Origin of the sequence: Pseudomonas sp. Eqa60, from assembly GCF_018326405.1 — a bacterium.
In the GTDB taxonomy this organism is placed as follows: Bacteria; Pseudomonadota; Gammaproteobacteria; order Pseudomonadales; family Pseudomonadaceae; genus Aquipseudomonas; species Aquipseudomonas protegens.
Genome location: NZ_AP024342.1, coordinates 4,191,488 through 4,214,646 on the forward strand (window position 1 = coordinate 4,191,488; position 23,159 = coordinate 4,214,646).

Annotated in this window: 14 protein-coding genes; 4 read left to right on the plus strand and 10 right to left on the minus strand. The window is 63.0% G+C overall.

Annotated elements, in window-relative coordinates:
* The first annotated feature begins 70 nt into the window (after positions 1 to 70).
* Together KI242_RS31845 and KI242_RS31850 are read left to right on the plus strand one after the other, a co-directional pair.
* Positions 71 to 1,435: a hypothetical protein gene (locus KI242_RS31845; protein ID WP_244868138.1), complete on the plus strand. Its 1,365-nt coding sequence runs from the start codon at positions 71 to 73 to the stop codon at positions 1,433 to 1,435.
* A 403-nt stretch (positions 1,436 to 1,838) separates the two neighbouring features.
* Entirely contained in the window at positions 1,839 to 3,125 is a 1,287-nt protein-coding gene (locus tag KI242_RS31850) for an autotransporter outer membrane beta-barrel domain-containing protein (RefSeq protein ID WP_244868222.1), read from the plus strand.
* Positions 3,126 to 4,138: 1,013 nt separating this feature from the next.
* Here KI242_RS31850 and KI242_RS18950 read toward each other — a convergent pair.
* From KI242_RS18950 to KI242_RS18990, 9 genes are all read right to left on the minus strand, one after another.
* Complete coding sequence (locus tag KI242_RS18950; protein WP_212805442.1) at positions 4,139 to 4,531, minus strand: hypothetical protein; 393 nt, start codon at positions 4,529 to 4,531, stop codon at positions 4,139 to 4,141.
* A complete protein-coding gene (locus tag KI242_RS18955) occupies positions 4,521 to 5,765 on the minus strand; it encodes an EAL domain-containing response regulator (protein WP_212805443.1) in 1,245 nt (414 codons plus the stop codon). The genes KI242_RS18950 and KI242_RS18955 overlap by 11 nt, the downstream gene beginning before the upstream one ends.
* A 553-nt stretch (positions 5,766 to 6,318) precedes the next feature.
* Positions 6,319 to 9,960: a transporter substrate-binding domain-containing protein gene (locus tag KI242_RS18960; protein ID WP_212805444.1), complete on the minus strand. Its 3,642-nt coding sequence runs from the start codon at positions 9,958 to 9,960 to the stop codon at positions 6,319 to 6,321.
* The gene (locus KI242_RS18965; protein WP_212805445.1) at positions 9,961 to 10,587 is read right to left on the minus strand and encodes a response regulator transcription factor; all 627 of its coding nucleotides are present in this window, start codon (positions 10,585 to 10,587) and stop codon (positions 9,961 to 9,963) included.
* Positions 10,588 to 10,742: 155 nt separating this feature from the next.
* On the minus strand, positions 10,743 to 11,933 hold the full coding sequence (locus KI242_RS18970) for an EAL domain-containing response regulator (protein ID WP_244868223.1): 1,191 nt from the start codon (positions 11,931 to 11,933) through the stop codon (positions 10,743 to 10,745).
* A 14-nt stretch (positions 11,934 to 11,947) separates the two neighbouring features.
* Entirely contained in the window at positions 11,948 to 13,702 is a 1,755-nt protein-coding gene (locus tag KI242_RS18975; protein WP_244868139.1) for a serine hydrolase domain-containing protein, read from the minus strand.
* A gap of 239 nt (positions 13,703 to 13,941) precedes the next feature.
* Positions 13,942 to 14,484 carry a TetR family transcriptional regulator gene (locus KI242_RS18980; RefSeq protein ID WP_072449982.1) on the minus strand — a complete coding sequence of 181 codons (543 nt, stop codon included), beginning with the start codon at positions 14,482 to 14,484 and terminating at the stop codon, positions 13,942 to 13,944.
* Positions 14,477 to 15,025, minus strand: coding sequence for a dihydrofolate reductase family protein (locus KI242_RS18985; protein ID WP_053152458.1), 549 nt, complete (start codon positions 15,023 to 15,025; stop codon positions 14,477 to 14,479). Before KI242_RS18985 ends, KI242_RS18980 begins: the two co-directional genes overlap by 8 nt.
* Positions 15,026 to 15,112: 87 nt before the next feature.
* The gene (locus tag KI242_RS18990) at positions 15,113 to 15,961 is read right to left on the minus strand and encodes a LysR family transcriptional regulator (protein WP_225368860.1); all 849 of its coding nucleotides are present in this window, start codon (positions 15,959 to 15,961) and stop codon (positions 15,113 to 15,115) included.
* A gap of 148 nt (positions 15,962 to 16,109) precedes the next feature.
* On the opposite strand from KI242_RS18990, the gene KI242_RS18995 reads away from it, so the two are divergent.
* Positions 16,110 to 17,072: an SDR family oxidoreductase gene (locus tag KI242_RS18995; RefSeq protein ID WP_123430549.1), complete on the plus strand. Its 963-nt coding sequence runs from the start codon at positions 16,110 to 16,112 to the stop codon at positions 17,070 to 17,072.
* Here KI242_RS18995 and KI242_RS19000 read toward each other — a convergent pair.
* Positions 17,054 to 20,071 carry an autotransporter outer membrane beta-barrel domain-containing protein gene (locus KI242_RS19000; RefSeq protein WP_212805446.1) on the minus strand — a complete coding sequence of 1,006 codons (3,018 nt, stop codon included), beginning with the start codon at positions 20,069 to 20,071 and terminating at the stop codon, positions 17,054 to 17,056. The two genes, KI242_RS18995 and KI242_RS19000, sit on opposite strands and share 19 nt — an antisense overlap.
* 249 nt (positions 20,072 to 20,320) lie before the next feature.
* Between KI242_RS19000 and KI242_RS19005 the strand changes: the two genes are divergently transcribed.
* Positions 20,321 to 23,158: a hybrid sensor histidine kinase/response regulator gene (locus KI242_RS19005; protein WP_212805447.1), complete on the plus strand. Its 2,838-nt coding sequence runs from the start codon at positions 20,321 to 20,323 to the stop codon at positions 23,156 to 23,158.
* The last annotated feature ends 1 nt before the right edge of the window (position 23,159 follow it).

The following is a 23,159-nucleotide window of genomic DNA, read 5'->3' on the forward strand; positions in this document are numbered from 1 at the left end:
CAAACACACACAACCGCCCCTCAGCCCCCGTCAAATCCTCGCCAGCCCGAGCCGGAACGCCCTCCGCGTAATGGTCGGTTCGGCACTGTCATTGACCGCCCTTGCGGCGCAATCGACCTTGGCGAAGGAGTTCGAGCAGATCGACCTGACTTCCTCCGTGGGCCAGTCTCTGATCCTGAATGACGCCCGTGTCGATTACACCGGCAGTGGGCCGGCAGTATGGGTCAGCGGCGCTCAAAACCAGTTGCAGGGCCAGGACTACGATATCCGGGTCACGGCGGACCCCCCCTACGCCTCGGTGGTGGGCGTGCAGGTGGATACCGGCGGCAAGGCCGAACTGAGCGGCGTGACCATCAGCACCGCGGGCTCGGATTTCGCCATCGGGGCCCATGCCGACGGCGCCGACAGCCAATTGACCCTGAACGATGTGCAGATCACCACCAGCGGCAACCGGAGCCTCGGCGTGGTGGCCAGCAACGGCGCCCAGGTGCTGGTGGCCGGCGGCTCCATCAGCACTTCGGGCGACGAGGCCGAAGCCTTGTACGCCAGAGGCACTGGCTCGCGCATCCAGGCCTCGGACCTGACCCTGACCGCCACCGGCACGGGCCCGCTCAACGTCGTCCGCGCCGCCGACGGTACGGCCATCGAACTGCAGCGCGTCAGCGTTCAGTCCAGCGGTTTCCTGGGCGCAGTGGCCGTGGAAGGGGGCGGCTCCCTGACCTTTCGCAACGGCAGCATCAACGCCGAGGGCGACGGCATTACCTTGAGAGACATGTACCGTAACCCGGGCGGCACGGCGGTGGTCAGCCACAGCCGGATCACCTCGCAGAACGGCCACGGCATTTACGTGCAAACCGACCAGGCCACGGCCGATCTGGACAGCGTGCAGATCACCTCCCTGGGCGACCATGGCACTGCGATCTGGATGACAGGCCGCAACACCCGGGTGAACGTCAAGGACAGCGTTTTGCAAACCCATGGCCGGAGTGCGGTGGCCATCGACAACCGTGACGGCGTGTTCACCATGGACGGCGGTTCCATCAGCACCCTGGGCGACCACGCCCATGCCCTGTACGCCACGCTGGACTCCTCACACAGCCCCGGCGCGGTGATCAACGTCAGCCGCGTGCTGATCGAAACCAGCGGCAATGGCGCCGTGGGGGGGAGGCGTTGGTATGGTCGGGGCTGGAGGCTGAGGTTGCGGCGGGGGGGCGGCAAGCATCAGCCTGAGCAACAGCCGCATCGTCACCCACGGCGACCACAGCCACGGCCTGCTCGCCAGGGGCCACGGCGCCAGCGTGGAACTGCACGGCAGCGACGTGCGAACCGCCGGCGAGCGGGCTTACGGCCTGGCCATCAGCGACAATGCCACGGCCCGCGTCCAGGGCTCGACCCTGGTCACCAACGGCAGCAACGCCCATGGCATCGTCAGTGACGCCAACATCGTCGGAGTAGTGAACGATGTGGAGGTCACGTCCAGCCATATCCAGACTGAAGATGGCGCCGGCATCCTGGTCAACGGCGGTGGCCTGACCACGCGCTTTACCGACAGTAGCCTGCTGGGCCGCAACGGTGGCGAGCAGGGCACCGCGCTGTGGATCACCGACGGCGCCAGCGGGGTACTGGCCGGTGCGGTGCAACTGGATGCCGTGCGCTCGAACCTGTTCGGTGATGTGCGGGTGGACGGCGGCAGCCTGCAACTGTCACTGGCCGACCACTCCAGCCTGGACGGGGCGATCAAGGGCGGCAGCCGTGATACCCAACTGAGCCTGGACGACAGCAGTGTGTGGACCCTGCGCGGCGACTCCCAGCTCACCCGCCTGGCCAACAATGGCGTGGTGGAGTTCGCCGATCCCGGCCTGGCGGGGGCCTTCAAGCAGTTGCAGGTCAGTGGCGACCTCGAGGGCGACGGCCACTACATCATGAACACCGACCTGGGCCTGCAGCAGGGTGACCGGTTGATCGTCGGCGGCCAGGTCACCGGCAACAACGACATTCTGGTGCGCAACTCCGGCAGCGAACCGGGGGCCGAGGGCCAGAGCCTGACCCTGGTACAAAGCACCGGCGGCCCGGGCTCGTTCAGCCTGGCCAACCGTGGCGGGGTGGTGGACGCCGGGACCTATCGCTACGGTCTTGCGGCCGACACCGAGGGCAACTGGAACCTGGTGAACGTCGGCCGTACCCAGCCGGCACCGGGGCCGGACAACCTTTCCACCGGCGCCAGCGCGGCGGTCAACAGCAGCGCCATCGCCACCTTGCGGGCCACCTGGGATGCCGAACGGGCGACCCTGGTACAGCGCCTCGGCGACCTGCGCCAGGGGGCCGATCGCCAGGGCGTGTGGATCCGTGGTTTCGGCCAGCAGCAATCCCTGGACAACGGCGTTGGCCGGACGTTTTCCCAACAGGTACAGGGCACGCAACTGGGCATGGACACCCAGCTCGACACCGCCGGTGGCACCCTGGTGCTTGGCGCGCTGGCCGGCTACAGCCAGACCGATCGCAACTTCAAGGGCGAAGGCAGCGGCAAGCTCGACAGCTACCACCTGGGCGGCTATGCCACCTACCTGGATGACTCGGGCTGGTACACCGACACCTTGCTGACCCTGAACCGCTGGTCCACCCGCCTGGATGTATGGGGCACCGACGGCGCCAAGGTCTCCGGGCATTCACGCAGCAAGGGCGCGGGCCTGTCGGTGGAAGCCGGCAAGCAGATCGATCTGGGCAACCGCTGGTTCGTCGAGCCCCAGGCGCAGGTTTCCATGCTCTATGCCCGCTCCGACAACTACCGCCTGGACAACGGCTTGCAGGTGCAGCCCGGCGATGGGCTGTCGACCCAGATTCGCACCGGTGCCCGGGCCGGGCGTAACCTGCAGCTGGAAGATGGCACACGCTTGCAGCCCTACCTCAAGGCTGGCTGGGTCGAGGATCTGTCGGCGCAGAACAAGGTCCGCACCAACGGCATCGCCAGCCGTCCCGATGGCAACGGCGGTGGCTGGTATGCCGGGGTTGGCGTGACCGGTGAGCTGAGCCGCCAGCATCAGGTGTATGCCGAGGTCGAGACCAGCGAAGGCTCGAACATCGACCGGCCCTGGGCCGCCAACCTCGGTTACCGCTTCACGTTCTGAAGCCGTTCCGCGGCCTATGCCTATCAGCCCCCCTAATGTTCACCTTCCTTTCATTCACGGGGCCCAATGATCGGTTGCGGTTGACTTCTCTGCTGAAGCAGAGAAGTCAGCCCACTCGGCCCGCTGTTTGAACTTGCCGCAACAAAACTCTAGATGCCCGCCCTGGTAAAGGTGCTGGCTAACAACGCACGTACTGAAAGGAGCCAAAAACCAGATGGATACCCCGCGCCAGAACCACCCCGGTACCAAGGTGCTGCCTGCAGTGGCAGAAAGATCACTCTCAGATATTTCAAGGATGTGGTTTGGTAGGAGCACCAAGTCTTTCCATCCTGTTATTGCACTTTCAGGGTTCCTCCGCCTGATCCAGCTCCTATTGCAGTGGCCCTCTCTGCGCTCTATGCCTACGCCTACCTGACAGTCCCCTCTTCATCCCCGCCCGCGTTCTACGTTACCTGGGGTTTACCGCTGGATATCTTGATGCATTGGCCGGTTATATATCCTCGGCCCTTCAAGCCCCCCTGCGCGAGCAGCAAACCTATTACTCCCAGGGCAAACTGAGTTTGCTGGACGCCAAGAAGCGACAGGCCTTGCGCCTAGACCTTGTAGAGTCGTATGCCCAGGGTTTCCGGATTGAGACACTAAAACACCACTCCACTGATTTGCGGCTGCAGACGCCCCTCAAGAATTTTCCAATACTGGATATCTCGAAAGCTGAAGATCATCAAGAAGGGTTGCTGAAGGGCTAGTGCGTTTTTGATCAGCAGGGATAGCAGGAGACTCTGGACAGACTATGCGCCGGCCTGCACGCGAGAGTCTTCACCTTTGAACCCATGACAGCGGACAACCACAGTTGGTTGAGCAAGCTTTCCAAGTGTATCGGTACTTCTGAAAACAACGCCAGGGACTGCAGCGAAGCGCAATGCGGGCGTCGTACCTGCACGGCGATAGCGGGTAGCAACACCGCCGTCGAGTAGAGGAGTGATCCTGTCGACCCCCAGCTTTGTATCCAGCATCTAAACCTCATCACCGGAATCTACAATGCTCAACGCTGTATTAATTACTTCGAAATCCGGCAATGGCAGCGAAGTAACCTGCATGTTCTGTTGAACAACGACAGGCATGCCCCAGGCTTCGGCGCGGGGCTCACTATATATAAGGGTATGTTTGAGTTGCGTGTTGTTCGTGCAAAACGCCAGCAAGTCAAAAGACATGGGCGTCGCCAAGGCTGCGTTGACGATCAACAGGTCAAATGCCTTATCTGCGTAATCCACCAGGCTAAGCAATTCTTCGAGCCGGTAAACCGGGGCAATACAGAAGTACCCTTGTGCGTTCAACAATCTTTCGATCTTCATCGAGTGAAAATGCTGGGCATCGGCAATCAGGATCCGCGACGCCTTAATTGCCATACTCTACAACCCTCCAACCCGGCTCCAAGGAGCTATCAGCACCGCTCATGGTTCTTCGGTTCAACCAACTCAACAGTTCCCCCGACTTCATCGGGCGGCCATAGAGATAGCCCTGACCCTGGATGCAGCCCAGCGCCAACACAGCCTTATGCTGCTCCGGTGTTTCGATACCCTCGACCACCACGGACATGCCAAGGCTTGCTCCCAGGGCCACGGTGCTGCTGATTGCCACCTGGCAGCGCGGTTCCTGATCCAGGCTGCGCACGAATTCGGCGTCCAGCTTGATCTCGTTGAACGGCAACTGGCAGACGCGTTTGAGGGATGAATAACCGGCACCAAAATCGTCAATGGACAACTGACAGCCCAGCATGCGCAGACGCAGCAGCGATTCCAGACTGGTACTCGGCACTTCCAATAAGCCGCTTTCGCTCAGCTCAAACGTCAACGCCGCTCCCGACACCCCATGGCGACCAAGAATGCGCTGAATGCTGGGGATCAACTCATGATCGAGCAATTGTCGGGTATGCAGATTGAACGCCATGTTCAGGTCGAAACCACGCGCCAGCGCCTGTTTATGCAGCTGCATGGCGTGGTTCATCTGTCCGTACAGCAATTCATCCAGCCAACCACAACGCTCCACCACCGGCATGAACGCGGCTGGACTCACAATTCCCAGGAAGGGGTGCACCCAGCGGCTCAGGACTTCCACGCCACAGACCTCGCCAGTCAGCAGGTTGTACTTGGGCTGGTACCAGGCTTGCACCCGCTGTTCGTCCAATGCTCTGCGTACCTGGTCCTCACTGGCCAGCGTCACACTCCGGGGCGCTGCCGGCCGGGTGTATCGACTCGCCTGGAGCTTGCTCAGCAACGGTTCCAGAGCCTGCAACTGCAACGGCTTGCGCACTTCACCGAGAACCTCCAGCCCCAGCAGCGTGATAATCTGTCGTCCCGCACGACACAGGTCCGCAGGCAATGAGCTGCTGATGATGACAGCCCTCACCAACCCGTGACGGCAGACTTGCTGGAGAAATCCGAGACCGTCCAATCCCTTCCTGCAGAGATCGCACAGTACGAGGTCAACCGAGCCGACCTGCTCCAGGACAGCCAGAGCCTGAGCACCATCCGCTGCCTCAAAAACCTGGTGACAGCCAAGCTCGCGCAGCAGGTTGACTGCCACAGAACGCTGAAAGGCATGATCTTCAAGCACGAGTACGCGCAGCGAGGGGCTTGTCATGAAAATTGACTCGTCTAGTTAAATGGTGGGGGCAATTTTCGATAAATGCACAAACACCATCTCTAGGAAATTTCCGCGACCCTGTAGGAATTTTCTCAATATGACGGTTCAAGCACAGACAGGAATCAGCAGTGAACATCTGGCACCCAGCAACGATCCACTGCACAAACTGCATTGAACTAAGGAAATAGACTCGTTTACTGCAATAACGGGAAGCCTGAAAGCTGGCAATTCAATAGATATAGAGTCAAAACCCACGGTTTGTAGACGTTCGTCATGTGTGACTGATATTCGATGGGGTTGTGCTGCTTATTGCGTCCAGGCCCGAAATTGTTTCCCGAGAACAGACGGCCGGAAGCCCTCAAGTCTCCCTGGGTAGGAGGCACGAAATCGCAGGCACCAACTTATCAGTGAGCATCACGAGCGTCTGAAGGAGTTCTCTTTGTTTGAGCCCACGTCAGCTCGCGGATAGCACCGCGTTTAATCGACACTTGAAAGCCAGGAAGAGCCGCGCAACGGCCGCGTGGCGCGGCCGTTCATGGGATGCGTATCCTCAGTGCTTTTGCCTGAAGCGCTCAACCCACTGTGCCAATCGCTCCATCGCCTGCTGCAGGGCATCCACCGCTTCAGTCAACTGTGCCGAATCCAGCCCATCGCAGGCTCGCTCCAGATTTTCACAACATTGAATTAGCGCCCGCGCATTGATGATCCGCGCCCCGCCCTTGACCCTGTGCGCCAGGTCGGCCAGGCCAGGCCGGTCGTGCTGCGTGAACAGCTGGATCAGCCGCGCCATATCACTGTCATTGCTGCCGGCGAGATCGCCAAGCAGGCTCTGGATCGTTCCCCGGTCGCCTCGGGTCAGCCGCATCAGACCACTCAGGTCGATATCGTCAGAGCGGTCCTCGACGTCAACTTCAGCCCTGCTCACGCCCCGCTTGGAAATCACCGCGTTGAGTCTTGCACTCAAATCCTGAAGGCTGATGGGTTTGAACAGGCAATCGTCCATGCCGGCGTCCAGGCAACGGGTCCTTTCCTCAGGCTGGGCGTTGGCGGTGAACCCCAGGATCAGCCTGGGTTCCATCCCCTGGGTACGCTCCTCATCGCGAATCGCACGGACCAGCTCGTGGCCACTCATGATGGGCATGTTGCAGTCAGTGATCAGTACATCGAAATCACCCTTGCGCCAGGCACGCAGCCCGTGGGCGCCATCTTCAGCATCCTCGACTCTGTGGCCGAGATAGACGAGCTGCTGGGAGAGCAGCCGGCGATTGGCAGGGTAATCGTCTATCACCAGGATGTTCAGCGACTGCCCGGGAGCCACAGTGCTGGCTTCAGCTCTGGGAACCGTAAGAAGTGGACGCAGAACTGCCAGGTTCAGCGCCACCTCAACGTCAGTGCCCTTGCCAAGCTCACTGCTGAGGCTCAAGTGGCCGCCCATCATTTCACAAAGGGTCCGGCTGATGACCAGGCCCAATCCGGAGCCGCTGCGCGCGGACTGCTGGTTGTTGCCAGCTTGAGCAAAGGGGCTGAACAGACGCCGCTGATCGTCCTCCGAGATCCCGCTGCCTGAGTCCTCTACGCGCAGTATCAAGCCCAGGCGCTGGTTGTCGTCGTCTGGCTCGACCGTCATGCACAGATGCACCTGGCCTTCAGAGGTGAACTTGATGGCGTTGCTCAACAGGTTGGAGACAATCTGCTTGAAGCGCAGCGGGTCGATCAGTACATCGCAATTGGCCCGCACATCCAGGTCCAGAGTCAGCGACAAGCGCTTCTGCCGGGCCAGGCCGTCGAAGATGCGCACCACGGACTCCAGCAGGTTACGCAGATTGGCCCGCTCGGGGGCAAGCGAGAGCCGACCGGACTCGATCCGGGTGACATCCAGAATGTCGCCGATGAGGTCGAGCAAGCCATGGGCCGCGGACGAGGCCTCTTCGATCGCCCCCCGATCCGATACCCCCTGGTCGGCCTTTTTCAGCGCCAGCTCAAGCATGCCGATCACCGCATTCATGGGCGTGCGGATCTCATGGCTCATGGTGGCCAGGAAAGTGGTCTTGGCACGATTGGCGTCATCGGCCCGCTCCTTGGCTTCGCGCAACTCCTGCATCAGGTTCAGGCGTTCGCTGATATCGATCCAGCCACCGATCATGCCCCTGACCGCTCCGTCGCCACCGCGATAAGGCAGCATCCAGTGATAGATGGTCAGGGTTCGTCCGTCCGGCATCTTCAACTGCCGGTCCTTGATCTGCGGCAGACCGTCTTGCATCACTTGCTGATAATCGCATTGGTAAACCTCCGCTTCGCGCGGATCGATAAACGCAACTTCCAGCAGGGTTCTACCGATCATATTTTCACGCTCGACACCCAATTCCTGCAGGTAACCGGCATTACAGATAAGCAGCCGCCCATCAGGATCACGGACATAGATTGGATGCGGCGTGCCATCGATCAGCACTCGCATGAACTCGACCTGGTCGTTGAGCGCCCTTTCAGCCTGTTTACGCCGCTGTACCATGAGCCGCAGATAGGTGATCCACCCCCCGGCGATCAACAGCAGTACCGCAGCCATGGCGAACCCTCGGAGGATGGCCGTGCGATTGCGCAACCAGTAGCTGTCGCCGAGCACCACTTCATTGCGCCAGCGGTTGGTCAACTCATCCAGCTCTTCGGGAGGAATACTCTGCAGCGCCTTGTCCATAATCGAATACAGCTCAAGGGAGCCACGCGCGGTGGCAAAGGACACCAGCGCACTGTCGACACCCACCGTGGTAGTCGCTCGCAAACGATCACGGTACTGGCGAGAGATCATGTAGCCGGCCGTCACCATGGAGTTGATCGCTCCATCCGCCTCACCCGCAGCCACCATGACCAGAGCATCCTGAGCCTTCCTGGCATCCACCAGACGGATATCGGGATACTGCCGGCCGAGCATCTCCCGGGTGGAACTACCCGCTGTCACGGCCAGACGCTTGCCGGCCATCTCATCCAGGGTACTGGGGCTGCCGGCGGAGGTCCGGGTGACCAGGACGAACGGTGTCACCAGGTACGGCCGGGTGAAGCGCAGCGATGTTTCGCGCTCATGGCTGGGGCTCAGGGTGATCAGCATATCAGCCTTGCCCTGGACGATATGGTCGATCATTTCCTTGACCGAACTCACTCGCTGCACGTCGAACTTCAATCCGGTCCGCAAGGCGACTTTGGCCAGGATATCCGCGCTGATGCCGCGAAACTCGCCCTCTTCGGTGTAGTAGGAAATCGGCGGGAAGCCATCATCGACCACAACCCGAAGCCGCGGGTGCTTGTCCAGCCAGCGCTGTTCGTTGACGCTGAATTGCAGCTTCTGGCTGGACAGACTTATGCCGCCCGCGCTCCAGCGACGCAGGATGCCCATGCGCTCGCCCATCGGGATAACCGCCAGCGCAGCATCCACTATCCGCGCCAGACGCTCGTTGTCTCGTACCAGGGCGAAGGCGAAGTTCTTGCCCTCCAGACGCGAGAAATCCGTCAGCTGCACATTATTCAGGTAGTTCTTATTGATCAGGTAGCTGGCGCTAATGGAATCACCCAGATAGACGTCGGCCTGACCAAAGGCCACCGCGCCGATGGCGCTCAGCGTTGACGGATAGAGTTGCAGCGTGGCCTTGGGGTAAAACGCCTCCACTGTCTGCGGGAGCAAATAGTGGTACAGCATGGCCACTCGCTTGCCCCCTAGCTCCGGCTCCAGGTTCTGGCTATCGCCGATACGACTGACCAGGGTCGGCAGGTCTTCGGCGTAAGGCTGGGACATGACCAGCGCCGGGTCACCCGCCTCGAATCCATTGGCCGTTGCAAGCAGGTCGATCTCTCCAGCCTTGAGCGCAGCCAGCGCTTCGGCCCTGGACCCATAACGACGAACCCGGACCTGGAGGTGCATCAGCTCCGCCAGCAATTGCACATAGTCGGCAGAGATTCCCTCGTAATCGAGATTGTTGCTGGTGATATCGAACGGCAGATAATCGGGGGACGAGATGCCGACGACCAGCAAGCCTTTATTGCGCAACCAGCGCCAATCGGCCTCCTCTAGCCCCACCTGATAATCACTGACGTGAGAGCGCCCGAGCAGGCGCAGGTTCTGAGGCTCCTTGGGCCACGCCAAGGCGCCGCCCAAGGAGCAGAGCAAGAGCCAGCCCAACAAGCATTGTCGGAGAATCTTTTTCATCTAGATCAGATTGTTGCGTTTGGCAAAGTCAGCCAGGTAAACCACCGACTTCACTTGGAGCTTCTCGATCAGACGGGTTTTATAGGTGCTGACCGTCTTGTTGCTGATCAGCATCGCTTCGGCGATTTCATTATTGGTCAGGCCATTGGAGAGCTGCTGCAAAACGGTCAGTTCACGATCCGAAAGCGCCTGGATCAATTCCAGATCCGTCGTCAGGGCATCACTGCGGCGTACCGAGCTGGTGGCCAGATTGGGGAAGAAGGTATAACCGGACATCACCGTCCTGATCCCTCTAACCAGTTCTTCCACGTCATTGGTCTTGGAGATGTAGCCTGCGGCGCCAGCGCGCATGCAACGTGCCGAATAAAGCTGTGCCGACTGCGAGGTCAATACCAGAATGCGGCTGTGCAGGCCGAGCCCGACTATGCGGTTGATGACCTCAAGGCCATCGAGTTTGGGCATGCCAATGTCCAGGATGATGAGATCCGGAGCATGCTCCCGTGCCAACTGCAGAGCATCGGCACCATTATCAGCCTCCGCGACAACCTCGAACTGCTCTTGCTTGAGCAGCATCTTCACTGAAGAACGAATAAAGGGGTGATCATCGACAACTAATGCTTTGGACATAGGAACCTTGGAACTCGCCACTAGATCCGACAACATTCATATTCGGATCGTAGAAAAAAGGATTTGATGATCTGTTCAACATCACACTTACGACATGAGCAAGAGCGATTGAGGGATAACATCCAGGACATTTGCACCATGTCGTGCAATCGACTTCAGCAACTGCCGACCGGAAGGTCCAACCATTGCAGCAAATCGTGCCCAGTCATCGGCGGAGCGAGATAGAACCCTTGCCCCACCTGGCACCCCATCCTGATCAGTGTATCGCAAATCCTTTGCGAGCTTACGCCCTCTATTACCAGGCTCATGCCCAGACTGCGTGCCAGAGCCAAAGTACATCCGACCATTGCCCGACTACAGGGTTCGTCCAGTTGACGAACATATTCACCGTCCAGTTTGATCTGATTAAAGGGTAGTTGGCAAAGCAATTTCAATGAAGAAAAACCAACACCGAAATCATCTATCGACAACCCGCAACCCAGCAGGCGCAGGCGTAACAAGTTCTCACAAGTTCGTGTTGGCAAGTCCAGTAGACCATTTTCAGCTAACTCGAACATCAGTGTCGAACCGGGTATAGCATACCGTTCGAGCGTCTGCTGGATATGTTCGACTAGGCCGGAGCCATTCAACTGTGATGAGTGCAGATTGAACGCCAGCTCTATATTGACACCCTGACGGCGCAGCTCATCTAGCAGGCTCAAGCCTTGCTCCAGCAACTGCTTGAACATGTTGTCGATCAACTCATAGGCAAGCATCGCCGCCAGAAAATCTTCCGGCAGTAACACCCCCTTCGTGGGATGGTCCCAGCGCACCAAGGCTTCAACCCCCACCAGCGCCCCCGTGGCCAGGACAAACTTGGGCTGAAACCAGGCCCTGAACTCGCCCAGAGCAAGACCACGGCGCAACTCTTCTCCCTTGAACAACTCCAGCAACGCGGGCTTGTTCGTCGCAATCGGCGCAGGGCGATAGGTATATTCACGCAGGACTCGTTTCAACGATCGCAATTGCAGCGGCTGACTCATCACACCCAACAACTGCAAGCCGCAGAGCGTGGGTATCTGCCCCAGGGTACGCCGCAATTCGGGCGAAAACTCGCTGTACAGCGCCACTGCGCGTACAGCTCCGAGTTGCCCCAGATGCTGCAGGAAGTCCAGGCAATCGCTCCCTTTGCTGGAAAGATTGCACAGGACAATATCGACCTCACCCGAGAGCTGGATCTGCGCCAACGCCTGTACGGTGTCACCGGATTGCAGCACCTCGCGAACCCCTAGATGCTGCAGCATCTTGACCAATACACTGCGCTGAAACCTGTGGTTTTCCATCACCAGAACACGTATCGAGGCCATCACCGTCAATCACTTCACCAAGCTGAGTCCGCCAATACTGACGAAGCGCTTGAAACAGCAGCGAAGGACTTATCTCTATGTCCTGTAGGAATTTTCCGAGCAGCTACGAAATGCTCCGTCAACAACCGCTGGCGCCCCCCTGGTAGACCCGCTTCCCCACCCACCTTGCGAAACCTCAAATGGCGCGCCACGCTGCTGGTCAGCACCGCGCCTTGCTCGGTAAAGCTGAGCACCCCCAGTTCCCCGGCGCTGAAACGTTCAGCGGTCAGGGGCTGCATCGGGTAGGTGTACAGGCCGATGCGTACATAAAGCTTGCCTTGCCGGGCATGGACCTTGAGCTGTCCGGGGCTGGTTTGCAGGGTATAGAGGCCGACGTAGGGGCGGATATCATCGGGCTTCCAGGGCGGGGCCAGGGCATAGGTCGAGGCCGGGTTGTTGAGCGCGATCCGCCCTCCCGAGGTCGCCGCGAGGTAGATCGGGGTGCCGTCGTTGTCCGCCACCAGCACCTCATCGCTCTGCCGGGTCAGCGGCAGGACGTCGGGGAAGGTTTCCAGGCTCCAACCCTTGCCGCTGCGCCGCAGCTGCAACTGATGGCCGCCATCGTCCAGGTAGGTGCCGGCCACCAGCGTTTTCAGCGAGGCCTTGGGCAGCGCCCGGATGCTCGGGGGTGGCGGCGCAATGTCCGCTTCCCCGGACGGCGCCGGCGAGCCCAGCAGGGTATCGAGCAACTGGCGGCCGCGCTCCGAGGCACGGCCGTCATCGCTGTTGCACAGCACCACCGTGGCCACATCGAGCTTGGGGTACCAGGCCACGTCGGTGTTGAAACCGGCCCAGCCGCCGCTGTGGGACAGCTCTTGCAGCCCGCGGTAGCTGCGGTTGGCAAGGCCCATGCCGTAATAGCCGGGATCACCGTCGTTCAGGGGCTCGGTCTGGCGCATGTTCTCCACCAGCGCCTTGCCCCCGACCCGCCCGATGGACAGGTTGCGCAACCATCGCATCAGGTCCGCCACATTGCTGTGCACCTGGCCGTCGCCGGTCTGCTCCCAGCGCGCATCCACCGCCACCTGGGCCTTGCCCTGCCCGCCCGGTTCATAGCCCCGGGCCAGGTTCGGCAACTGCACCGGGTACTGATCGACGATGCTTGAGTGATCCATGCCCAGGGGCAAAAAGATGTTCGCCCGGGAATAGTGTTTCAGCGACAGGCCGCTGGCTCGCTCGACGATGCTCGACAGCAGGACGTAGCCGCTGTTGCTGTAGCTGAATTCGCTGCCGGGCGGGAACATCAGACTGTTCTGGCGCACCAGCAGGTCCAGGGCCTGTTGCTGGGTAAAGCGCTGGCTCAGGGGAATCCCCGCCAGTTCGGCCAGCAGCATGTAGTCCTGCAGCCCTGAGGTGTGGTGCAACAGGTGACGGATCCTGATGCCCTGGGCATAGGCCGGCAGCTCCGGCAGAAAGCGCCGCACCGGGTCCTCCAGGCTCAAGCGCCCCTGGGCTTGCAGTTTGAGGATGGCAAAGCCGGTGAACTGCTTGGACACCGATGCCAGGTTGAACAGGGTATCGGCCTGGATCGCCGCTCCGGTGGCCAGGTCGGCGGCGCCATAGCCTGCGCTCCAGATCACTTTGCCGCCGCGCATCACCCCGGCGGCGCAGCCGGGCTGGTCGGCCGAAATATCCTCGAACACCTTGGAAAATGGCGCTGGTCCATCGGCACGAACCAGAGAGGCCGCCCCCAGGGTCGAGATCAGCACGGCGGTCAACAGTCTACGCATGGGGTTCTCCAGTCACGTCGGTCCTTGGCGCTCCGGCGGAGCAGGCGCCAGTATCCCCAGCAGCGGTGTTGGAATCTGTCGTGGGTCGGTGATTTTCTGTGAACAAAGGTGCAGGGATGTAATGAACGCCCGGGCCGGGAGGATTGTCCTGGAATGGGCAAAGGCCAGGTGTCGGACCGCAAGGAATGGCCAGCCCGGCGCTTTGCCGCGATGCTCGCCGGCGCCCTGTAGAAAGCCGCTTAGCGCAGCAAGCGGCGCAGCCCCGCTTCGAAAGCGCCCTCCAGCGCCTGCGCGCCCTCCCCGGCCAGGGCCAGCGCCAGGGCGTGGCCGTGGCTGTAGTCCACCAGCAGGTCGAACAGCGCCGGGTCTGCATCGAAGGCCCGTACTTCCTCGCGCAAGCGCTGGCTGAAGGTGGCCAGGGAGCCGCCGAACAGCTGCGGGTCACCGAGAACGCACAGGGTCAGCGCCGGATGGCGGCGGACCCGGGCCATGTACTCCCCCAACAGCGCCTGGATTCTTGCCTCGGGTGGCAACTGCGCTGCCGGCTCGGCCAGCGGCTCGGCGTGCACCCGCTCCACCAGCAGGCGCATCAGGTTGCGCTGGTCGCCCACGTGGTAGGCCACCGACATCGGGGTAATCCCCAGCTGCCGCGCCAGGGCCCGGCCACCGAACCCCTGGGGCCCCAGCTCCTCCAGCAGCTCCAGGCCCACGTCGAGAACCTGGTCCAGGCTCAGTTCACGCCCTGCGGCAGGGCGGCCGCTGCGCTTGGGCCGGTCAGTCATGGACGGCGCCCCGCTCCACCCGGTAGCGGGTGCTCACCAGCCCATCCGGATACCGCCGGGAATCGACGCAGCGCAGGTGCAGGTCCCGGGGCAGTGCGCCGAACAGGGGGCGGCCCGTGCCCAGCAGCACCGGCACCCGGGTCAGGGTCATTTCATCGATCAGCCCGGCCTGGAGAAAGGCTTGAATCAGGGTGCCGCCATCGATGTAGGCGTTTCTCCAGCCCTCGGCCCGCAACTGCGCCACCAGCGCCACCGGTTGCAGCGCGCTGATGCGTACTTTGCCCTCCAGGCGCTGCGGCACGTCCTGCGTACTGAGGGTGCGGCTGAGCACCACCACCGGCTTGTCGAAAGGCCAGGGGGTGAAACCCAGCACGCTGTCGTAGGTAGCACGGCCCATGACAATTCCGTCCACCGACGCCATGAAGGCGCCGTAGCCGTAGTCCTCACCGGACTCGCCACTGGGCAGCCAGTCGATGGCACCGTCGTTGCGGGCGATGAAACCATCGACCGAGGTGGCGATGAATACCTTGCCGAATGCCATGGGCGTTGCCTCCTGGGGGCCTAAACATACAGCGCATGATAAGCCGCTGCCGGGGCCACCTGGCAACCCTTGCCGACACCCTGGCGGTCAATCGCCCCCGGCATAGGCCGCCAGCCCCTGCACCAGCGCGGCGAAGGTCACCGCGCAGCGCGGGCTGTTGCGCAGGTCTTCATGCATCGCCACCCAGGCTTCCAGGCTCGGTGCGAACTGCTCCGCCAGGACCCGCACCAGGCGTGGATCAGCTTCGGCCAGGCGTACCTGGCAGGCACCAATGCCAAACCCCGCGCGCAATGCCGCCAACTGCGCCAGGTCACTGTCACTGCGCCAGGCGAAGGCGCCCCGGGCCAGCATCGGGTACTGCTGTTGCAGGCGGCGGATAAACGCGGTTTCACGGTCGAAGCCAATCAGGGCGTGCCCGGCCAACTGCTCCAGCGAGAGCGGCGTGCCCTGCTGCTGCAGATAGTCCCGGTGGGCATGCAGGCCCAGTTCGATGTCGGCGACCCGGCGCACCAGCAGCGCTTCCTGGGTCGGGCGGAACATCCGCACGGCAATATCGGCCTGGCGTTGCAGCAGGTCGTCGGCACGGTTGGACAGCACCAGCTCCACCACCAACTGCGGATGCTGCTGGCGCAAGGTGGCGAGAATCGGCGGCAACACCTCCACCCCGATGATTTCGCTGGCCGAGATCCGCACACTGCCCTGCACCCCGGCGCCATGGCTGCTGGCCACCCGGCGCAAGGCCGCCTCCCCCGCCGCCAGCTGCAGCAGGTAGGGCTTGAGCTCCAGCGCCGCTTCGGTGGCGGCGAATCCGTCGAAGGAACGGGTGAACAGCTTCAGGCCCAGGGCCGCTTCCAACTGGTCGATATGCCGGCCCACCGTGGGCTGGGTCAAACCCATGGCACGGCCGGCGGCAGACAGGGAGCCACTGTCCAGCACTGCGAGAAAGGTGCGGTACCAGTCCCAGTGGGGGGAGTATCCGTGGGGCTATGCATTTTTTTATAGAAACCATCGAAGTCTGGGCAATTTCCATTTAGCCGAGGAACTCGCACTCTGCAAGCTCTGTTCATCCACGAGGAACCCCGTCATGCCCCAAGTAGCCTTGTTCGGCGCCGTCGGCGCCATTGGCCAGAGCATTGCCCGGACCCTGCGCAGCCAGGGCCAGCCCTACCGCGTGGTGGGCCGCAGCCAGAGCAGCCTGCTAAAGGCCTATGGCGCCGACCCGTTGGCCGAGCCGGTCACCTGGGACCCCGACCAGCCCGCCTCGGTCGAGGCTGCCGCAGCCGGCATCGACACCCTGGTCTATCTGGTGGGGGTGGACTATTGGCGCTTCGAACTGCACCCGCAACTGATGCGCCAGACCCTGGACGGCGCCATCGCCGCCGGGGTGCGCCGGATCCTGCTGATCGGCACCGTCTATCCCTACGGCATGGCTCGCAGCAACCCGGTGGCGGAGCAGCATCCGAGCCAACCCAACAGCTTCAAGGGCCGCATGCGCAAGGCCCAGGAAGACCTGCTATGGAAGGCCCATGCCGACGGCAAGATCCAGGCCACGGTGCTGCGCCTGCCGGACTTCTACGGGCCCGGGGTCGATAAAAGCCTGCTGCACGGCGCGTTCCAGGCCGCGGTCCAGGGCGGCACGGCGAACCTGGTAGGCCCCCTGGACCGGCCCCATGAGTTTGTCTTCGTTCCCGACGTGGGGCCGGTGGTCTGCCGCTTGATCCAGCAGCCCGAGGCCTTCGGCAAGACCTGGCACCTGGGCGGCGCCGGGGTCACCAGCCAGCGCGAGCTGCTGGAGCTGATCCGGCAGCACGGCGGTACCCGCTTCAAGCAGCGGGTGATCGGCAAGCCCCTGCTGCGCCTGCTGGGGCTGTTCGACCCGCTGCTGCGCGAGATGGTGGAGATGCATTACCTGATCAGCTCGCCGCTGATCCTCGACGACTCGGCCCTGCAAGCTCTGATCGGGCCGATCGCCAAGACGTCCTATGCCCAAGGGGTGCGCCAGACGCTCGCGGCGAGCGCCAGTGCCCCTCAGAACGTGAAGCGGTAACCGAGGTTGGCGGCCCAGGGCCGGTCGATGTTCGAGCCTTCGCTGGTCTCGACCTCGGCATACACCTGATGCTGGCGGCTCAGCTCACCGGTCACGCCAACCCCGGCATACCAGCCACCGCCGTTGCCATCGGGACGGCTGGCGATGCCGTTGGTGCGGACCTTGTTCTGCGCCGACAGATCCTCGACCCAGCCAGCCTTGAGGTAGGGCTGCAAGCGTGTGCCATCTTCCAGCTGCAGGTTGCGCCCGGCCCGGGCACCGGTGCGGATCTGGGTCGACAGCCCATCGCCGGGCTGCACCTGCAGGCCGTTGTCCAGGCGGTAGTTGTCGGAGCGGGCATAGAGCATGGAAACCTGCGCCTGGGGCTCGACGAACCAGCGGTTGCCCAGATCGATCTGCTTGCCGGCTTCCACCGACAGGCCCGCGCCCTTGCTGCGTGAATGCCCGGAGACCTTGGCGCCGTCGGTGCCCCATACATCCAGGCGGGTGGACCAGCGGTTCAGGGTCAGCAAGGTGTCGGTGTACCAGCCCGAGTCATCCAGGTAGGTGGCATAGCCGCCCAGGTGGTAGCTGTCGAGCTTGCCGCTGCCTTCGCCCTTGAAGTTGCGATCGGTCTGGCTGTAGCCGGCCAGCGCGCCAAGCACCAGGGTGCCACCGGCGGTGTCGAGCTGGGTGTCCATGCCCAGTTGCGTGCCCTGTACCTGTTGGGAAAACGTCCGGCCAACGCCGTTGTCCAGGGATTGCTGCTGGCCGAAACCACGGATCCACACGCCCTGGCGATCGGCCCCCTGGCGCAGGTCGCCGAGGCGCTGTACCAGGGTCGCCCGTTCGGCATCCCAGGTGGCCCGCAAGGTGGCGATGGCGCTGCTGTTGACCGCCGCGCTGGCGCCGGTGGAAAGGTTGTCCGGCCCCGGTGCCGGCTGGGTACGGCCGACGTTCACCAGGTTCCAGTTGCCCTCGGTGTCGGCCGCAAGACCGTAGCGATAGGTCCCGGCGTCCACCACCCCGCCACGGTTGGCCAGGCTGAACGAGCCCGGGCCGCCGGTGCTTTGTACCAGGGTCAGGCTCTGGCCCTCGGCCCCCGGTTCGCTGCCGGAGTTGCGCACCAGAATGTCGTTGTTGCCGGTGACCTGGCCGCCGACGATCAACCGGTCACCCTGCTGCAGGCCCAGGTCGGTGTTCATGATGTAGTGGCCGTCGCCCTCGAGGTCGCCACTGACCTGCAACTGCTTGAAGGCCCCCGCCAGGCCGGGATCGGCGAACTCCACCACGCCGTTGTTGGCCAGGCGGGTGAGCTGGGAGTCGCCGCGCAGGGTCCAGACACTGCTGTCGTCCAGGCTCAGTTGGGTATCACGGCTGCCGCCCTTGATCGCCCCGTCCAGGCTGGAGTGGTCGGCCAGTGACAGTTGCAGGCTGCCGCCATCCACCAGCACATCACCGAACAGGTTCGAGCGCACGGCGTCCAGTTGCACCGCACCGGCCAGCACCCCGCTGGCGCGGTCGGTGATCCACAGCGCGGTGCCCTGCTCGCCACCGCTGCGGCCCACCAGGCTACTGTCGGTAAAGCGCGTGGTCAGGCCACCGCCGTTGACCAGGATGCCCGCGCCGTCTTCAGCCTGGATATGGCTGGACGTGACCTCCACATCGTTCACCACCCCGGCGCCAGTGGCGAAACTGACGATGCCATTGGCGTTGCTGCCGTTGGTGACCACGGTCGAGCCCTGGAAGCGGGTCGTGGCGTTGTTGCTGATGGCCAGGCCGTGAGCCTGCTCGCCGGCGGTCTGCACGTCGCTGTCCTGCAGCTCCACGCTGGCACCGCGGCCCGAGGCGAACAGGCCATAGCCCAGGTCGCCGTGGGTGACGATGCTGCTGTTGCTCAGGCTGATGCTCGCCCCCGCCATGCGGGCCAGCGCCCCCACGGAGCCCCGGCCGCTGGTTTCGATCAGCACGCGGCTGACGTTGAACACCGCACCGGGGCTGTTTGTGGTGTCCGGCGAGGCGTACAGGGCATGGGAGTTGTCGCCAAGGGTGCTGATGGAACCACCGTCCATGGTGAACACGCCGCCACGGTTGTCGATGGCCACCGCACTCTGGCCACGGGTTTGCAGAATGCTGTCCTTGACGTCCACCCGGGTGTTGCTGCCCGGCATCCAGATCGCCACGCCATAGTCGCCCAGGGTGGTGACCTGCACGCTGTCCAGATCGGCCGTGGCCTGGTCGGCGTTGACGTTAATGCCGTCGCCGTTCTGCGAGGTGATCCGGCTGTGGCTGATCACCGCAGTGCCGCCCGGTTTCTGGTACAGGCTGCTCAGGGTGATGCCGTCACCCTTGGCATTGATGCTGCCGTTGCGAAAGGTCAGGGCGGCGCTGGTCACACCGATGCCACGGCCATTCTCGGCGGTGATGTCGACGCCATCGGCGCTGAGGGAGGAGCCGACCCCTTCCACGGCCACCGCGCCAATGAAGCCGCTGGACTGGATGCTGACGCGCTGCAGCTCGATGGACGCACCATCGGCGACGCGGACCGCATTGACCGAGCCGGTCGAAGTGGCGGTCAGGGTCAGGTCCGAGGCCAGGATGCTGGAGCCCTTGCCGGAGGCGGACAAGACATCGGCCTGGTTGCCCGAGGTGGTAATGGAGCCCCCGGCCACCTGCACCTGGCCGCCAACGCTGGCCACCACGCCGCGGCTCTGGTTGCCGCTGGTGGTGATCTGCACATCGTTCAGGGTCAACTGGCTGCCGGCGCCGGTGGCCTGGGCCCCGGTGGCGAAATCCGAGCCGCCGGTGCTGATGGTCACGCCGCTCAGTTCGGCCTTGCCGCCGGCGTCCACCTGCACGCCCACCACCGCGCTGTTGGGGCTGTCCGCCGTGGCCCGGATATCGTAGCCCTGGCCCTGCAACTGGTTCTGAGCGCCGCTGACCCGCACCGCCGGCCCACGGCCGGTGTAATCGACAGACGCCTCATCCAGGGTCAGGGATTCACCTTCGGGCGAGGACAAATCGATTTTTTCATAATCAGCAGCGGTTGCAGACTGAGTAACAAGCGTCATCAACGACAGCGCGGAGCTAACGGCGAGGCTTATCGTTTTCTTAACCAGAACCATAACTTTCAAACCTTTGCGTTAGAGCACAAGAGGGTCGAAAGCCTGAAGTCAATAGGTGAACTAAAAAATGAGAATCTTCTTAAAGCCCCTGGCATTAAGAATATTCTGAAGAGGGATATAGATAGTTCTCCTTACTATGGGCCGATGCATACACAAGCCCACTTCCCAGCATTTACCAGCCACTTCTCCGGGGCCTATATCCCGGTGGTCCTGCTGCGCCTTTTCATGTACAGCCTGCTGTCCTGCATCCTGATCATTGCCGGTTTCGTGGTCCACTGGTCACTTAATGAAACCCTCTCCAACTACCGCCGGCAAATGAACGCAGCGGCATTTAACGCACAACAATTCTTCAATCAACGGGAAAGCCTTTTGAAGGCCATTTCTTCTTCGGCCGTGCGCACTAGCGATGAGCGCCTTAGTTCAACGGCGCGCAACTTTCTGGCAAGTAACGAGCAACTGCGGGTACTGCCCTTCGGCAGTACTCCCTCCCGGCGCTGGGCCCTGGTGCTGACTGCCCGCGACCTGGTGGAAGTGGACAGCACCCACAGCCAGCTGCTGTACCTGGTGCCGGACCAGGGCCTGGTCAGCACTCTCTACGAGCCAACGGCCACCGGCACCGGCCAGCCCCCCAGCAAGGCCGTGGACGCACCCTGGCTGCGCCAACTCGACCAGCGTGCGGTACAGGACCTGCTGGCCCGACACCCCGAGGCCCGGACCCTGTGGTACTGGGCCGGCATCGACGGCAACAAGCAGGTGTACCTGTTGCGCCCGGTGGACGAGCATCACGCCAGCGAGGGCTGGCTGGGCCTGGAGCTCACCGAGATCGACCTGGCCCTGGACCCCCTGGGCCTGCACCAGGGCAAATACCTGCTGTATGACGCCGACGGCGCACTGGTGCTGCACAGCGCCAACTGGCAAGTGCCCGGCAGCCTGTCGCGCCTGCAGGCCGACGAGGACTCCTTCGGCCTGCACCGCCTGGGCGGGCTGCCCGACTACATCGTGCTCAATAAATCCGTGGGCAACGCCGGCTGGCGCCTGGTGTACTACGCACCGGTCAGCCAACTGCTGCGCGACAGCCGTGGCCCGCTGTACACCACCCTGCTGGTGACCCTGCTTCTGTTCGCGGTGATCTTTCTCGGCGCGCGCTACATCCGCCTGCGCCTGGTGGAACCCGCAGTGCGCCACTACAGCGCCCTGGCAGACAGCGTGTCCCTCAACCGGCGCTTCATCGAGGTGGCGCCGGTGGGCCTGTGCCTGATGCGGCGCGACAACGGCCGGCTGATCCTGTGCAATGAATCCGGGCGCCGCTGGCTGGCCTCGGTGCCCGGCCTGCGCGAGCGCATCCTCGACGAGCCGCCTGCCCGGGTGCATGCCATCGAACATGCCCTGGACGACGGCACCTTCATCCAGCTGACCTGTGCCCCCACCGGCTACAACGGCGTGGCGGCGGTGCTGTGCTGCATCAGCGACGTGACCGACTTCAAGGTGGCCGAACAGTCGCTGCTGCAGGCCAAGCTGCTGTCGGACCAGGCCAACCACGAGAAGACCCTGTTCCTCAGCACCCTGAGCCACGAGATCCGCACGCCCATGTACGGCATCCTCGGCTCTCTGGAAATGCTCCGCACCACCGCCCTCAGCGCCCAGCAGGGCGACTACCTGGAAGCCACCCAGCAAGCATCCTCGGCGCTGATGCGAACCATCAACGACACCCTCGACATGTCACTGATCGAGTCCGGCCGCCTGAGCCTCACCAGCGCCCCCTTCTCCCCGGTGCGGCTGGTGGAAGAAGTGGCCTTCAGTTACTCGGCCCGGGCCCGCAGCAAGGGCCTGCGCCTGTACGTGACCCTGGACCCGAATGTCGCCGAGCGAGTGGTGGGCGACGGCGAACGCATTCGCCAGATCCTCAACAACCTGGTGAGCAACGCCATCAAGTTCACCGAGTCCGGCCATGTGGTGCTGCGCCTGCATGCCGAGGCGGGCCCGAGCCAGGCGCCCCGCCTGCGCTTTCAGGTGGTGGACAGCGGCCCGGGGATCGCCCCGGAGTTCCAGGCCAACCTGTTCGAACCCTATTACCGGGTGCCCAGCTGGCTGGGCCAGAAGGCGCCGGGCACCGGCCTGGGCCTGGCCATCTGCCAACGGCTGGCGACGATGATGCAGGGTCAGTTGAGCGCCATCAGCGAACCGGGCCTGGGCTCCAGCTTCAGCTTCAGCCTGGCCCTGGAACCCTGCACCGCCGCCCCGGCGCCGGACCTGCCGCGCCTGGGGGTGACCCCGGTGTATGTGCGCGGGGATATCCAGGAAGTGAATCTCAACCTCTGCCACTGGTTGCGCCGCTGGGGCGCCCTGGCCATTCCCTATGTGGCCGAACGCGACCCACCGACCCGCAAGGCGGTGCTGGTGGAAGCCTTTCTCGGCCCCTCGCGGCCAGTGGCCTGGAGCGGCCCGCGGGTGCTCATGCACGCCCCCGGCATGGGCCCGCCGCAGCGCCAGGCCGGCGACAGCTGGGTGGCCCGCACCTTCAGCCTCGACAGCCTGCGCAACGCCGTGGCCCAGGCCCAGTCCGGCATCGTTGCCGAACGGTGCTTCGCCTCCCCCGAAGCCCTGGCCCCGAGCCTGGACCTCAAGCTGCTGGCGGTGGACGACAGCCCCCTGTCGCTGCAGGTGATCTTTCAGCAGGGCCGCTACCTGGGCAACCGGATGGTGGCCTGCGCCAGCGCCGTCGATGCCTTGAAACGCACCGACCTGCTGTCCTTCGACGGCGTGCTGACCGACTTGCAGATGGAACACATGGACGGTCTGTCGTTTGCCCGCACCCTGCGCGAGCGGGGGTATTGCGGCCCCATCATCGGTATCACCGGTGAACTCTCCCCGGCGCTGCGCAGCCACTGCGAGTCGGCCGGAATACGTCATTTGCTGATCAAGCCGGTACCCCTGGACGCCTTGAGCGAGGTACTGCAATCCATCAAGAGGAAAGTCATTTGAG

Bases quoted from the DNA above. Each gene is read 5' to 3' on its own strand.
- KI242_RS31845 (WP_244868138.1), top strand. From the start codon at position 71: ATGGTCGGTTCGGCACTGTCATTGACCGCCCTTGCGGCGCAATCGACC.
- KI242_RS18950 (WP_212805442.1), bottom strand. From the start codon at position 4,531: ATGGCAATTAAGGCGTCGCGGATCCTGATTGCCGATGCCCAGCATTTT.
- KI242_RS18955 (WP_212805443.1), bottom strand. From the start codon at position 5,765: ATGACAAGCCCCTCGCTGCGCGTACTCGTGCTTGAAGATCATGCCTTT.
- KI242_RS18960 (WP_212805444.1), bottom strand. From the start codon at position 9,960: ATGAAAAAGATTCTCCGACAATGCTTGTTGGGCTGGCTCTTGCTCTGC.
- KI242_RS18965 (WP_212805445.1), bottom strand. From the start codon at position 10,587: ATGTCCAAAGCATTAGTTGTCGATGATCACCCCTTTATTCGTTCTTCA.
- KI242_RS18970 (WP_244868223.1), bottom strand. From the start codon at position 11,933: ATGGCCTCGATACGTGTTCTGGTGATGGAAAACCACAGGTTTCAGCGC.
- KI242_RS18975 (WP_244868139.1), bottom strand. From the start codon at position 13,702: ATGCGTAGACTGTTGACCGCCGTGCTGATCTCGACCCTGGGGGCGGCC.
- KI242_RS18980 (WP_072449982.1), bottom strand. From the start codon at position 14,484: ATGACTGACCGGCCCAAGCGCAGCGGCCGCCCTGCCGCAGGGCGTGAA.
- KI242_RS18985 (WP_053152458.1), bottom strand. From the start codon at position 15,025: ATGGCATTCGGCAAGGTATTCATCGCCACCTCGGTCGATGGTTTCATC.
- KI242_RS18995 (WP_123430549.1), top strand. From the start codon at position 16,110: ATGCCCCAAGTAGCCTTGTTCGGCGCCGTCGGCGCCATTGGCCAGAGC.
- KI242_RS19005 (WP_212805447.1), top strand. From the start codon at position 20,321: ATGCATACACAAGCCCACTTCCCAGCATTTACCAGCCACTTCTCCGGG.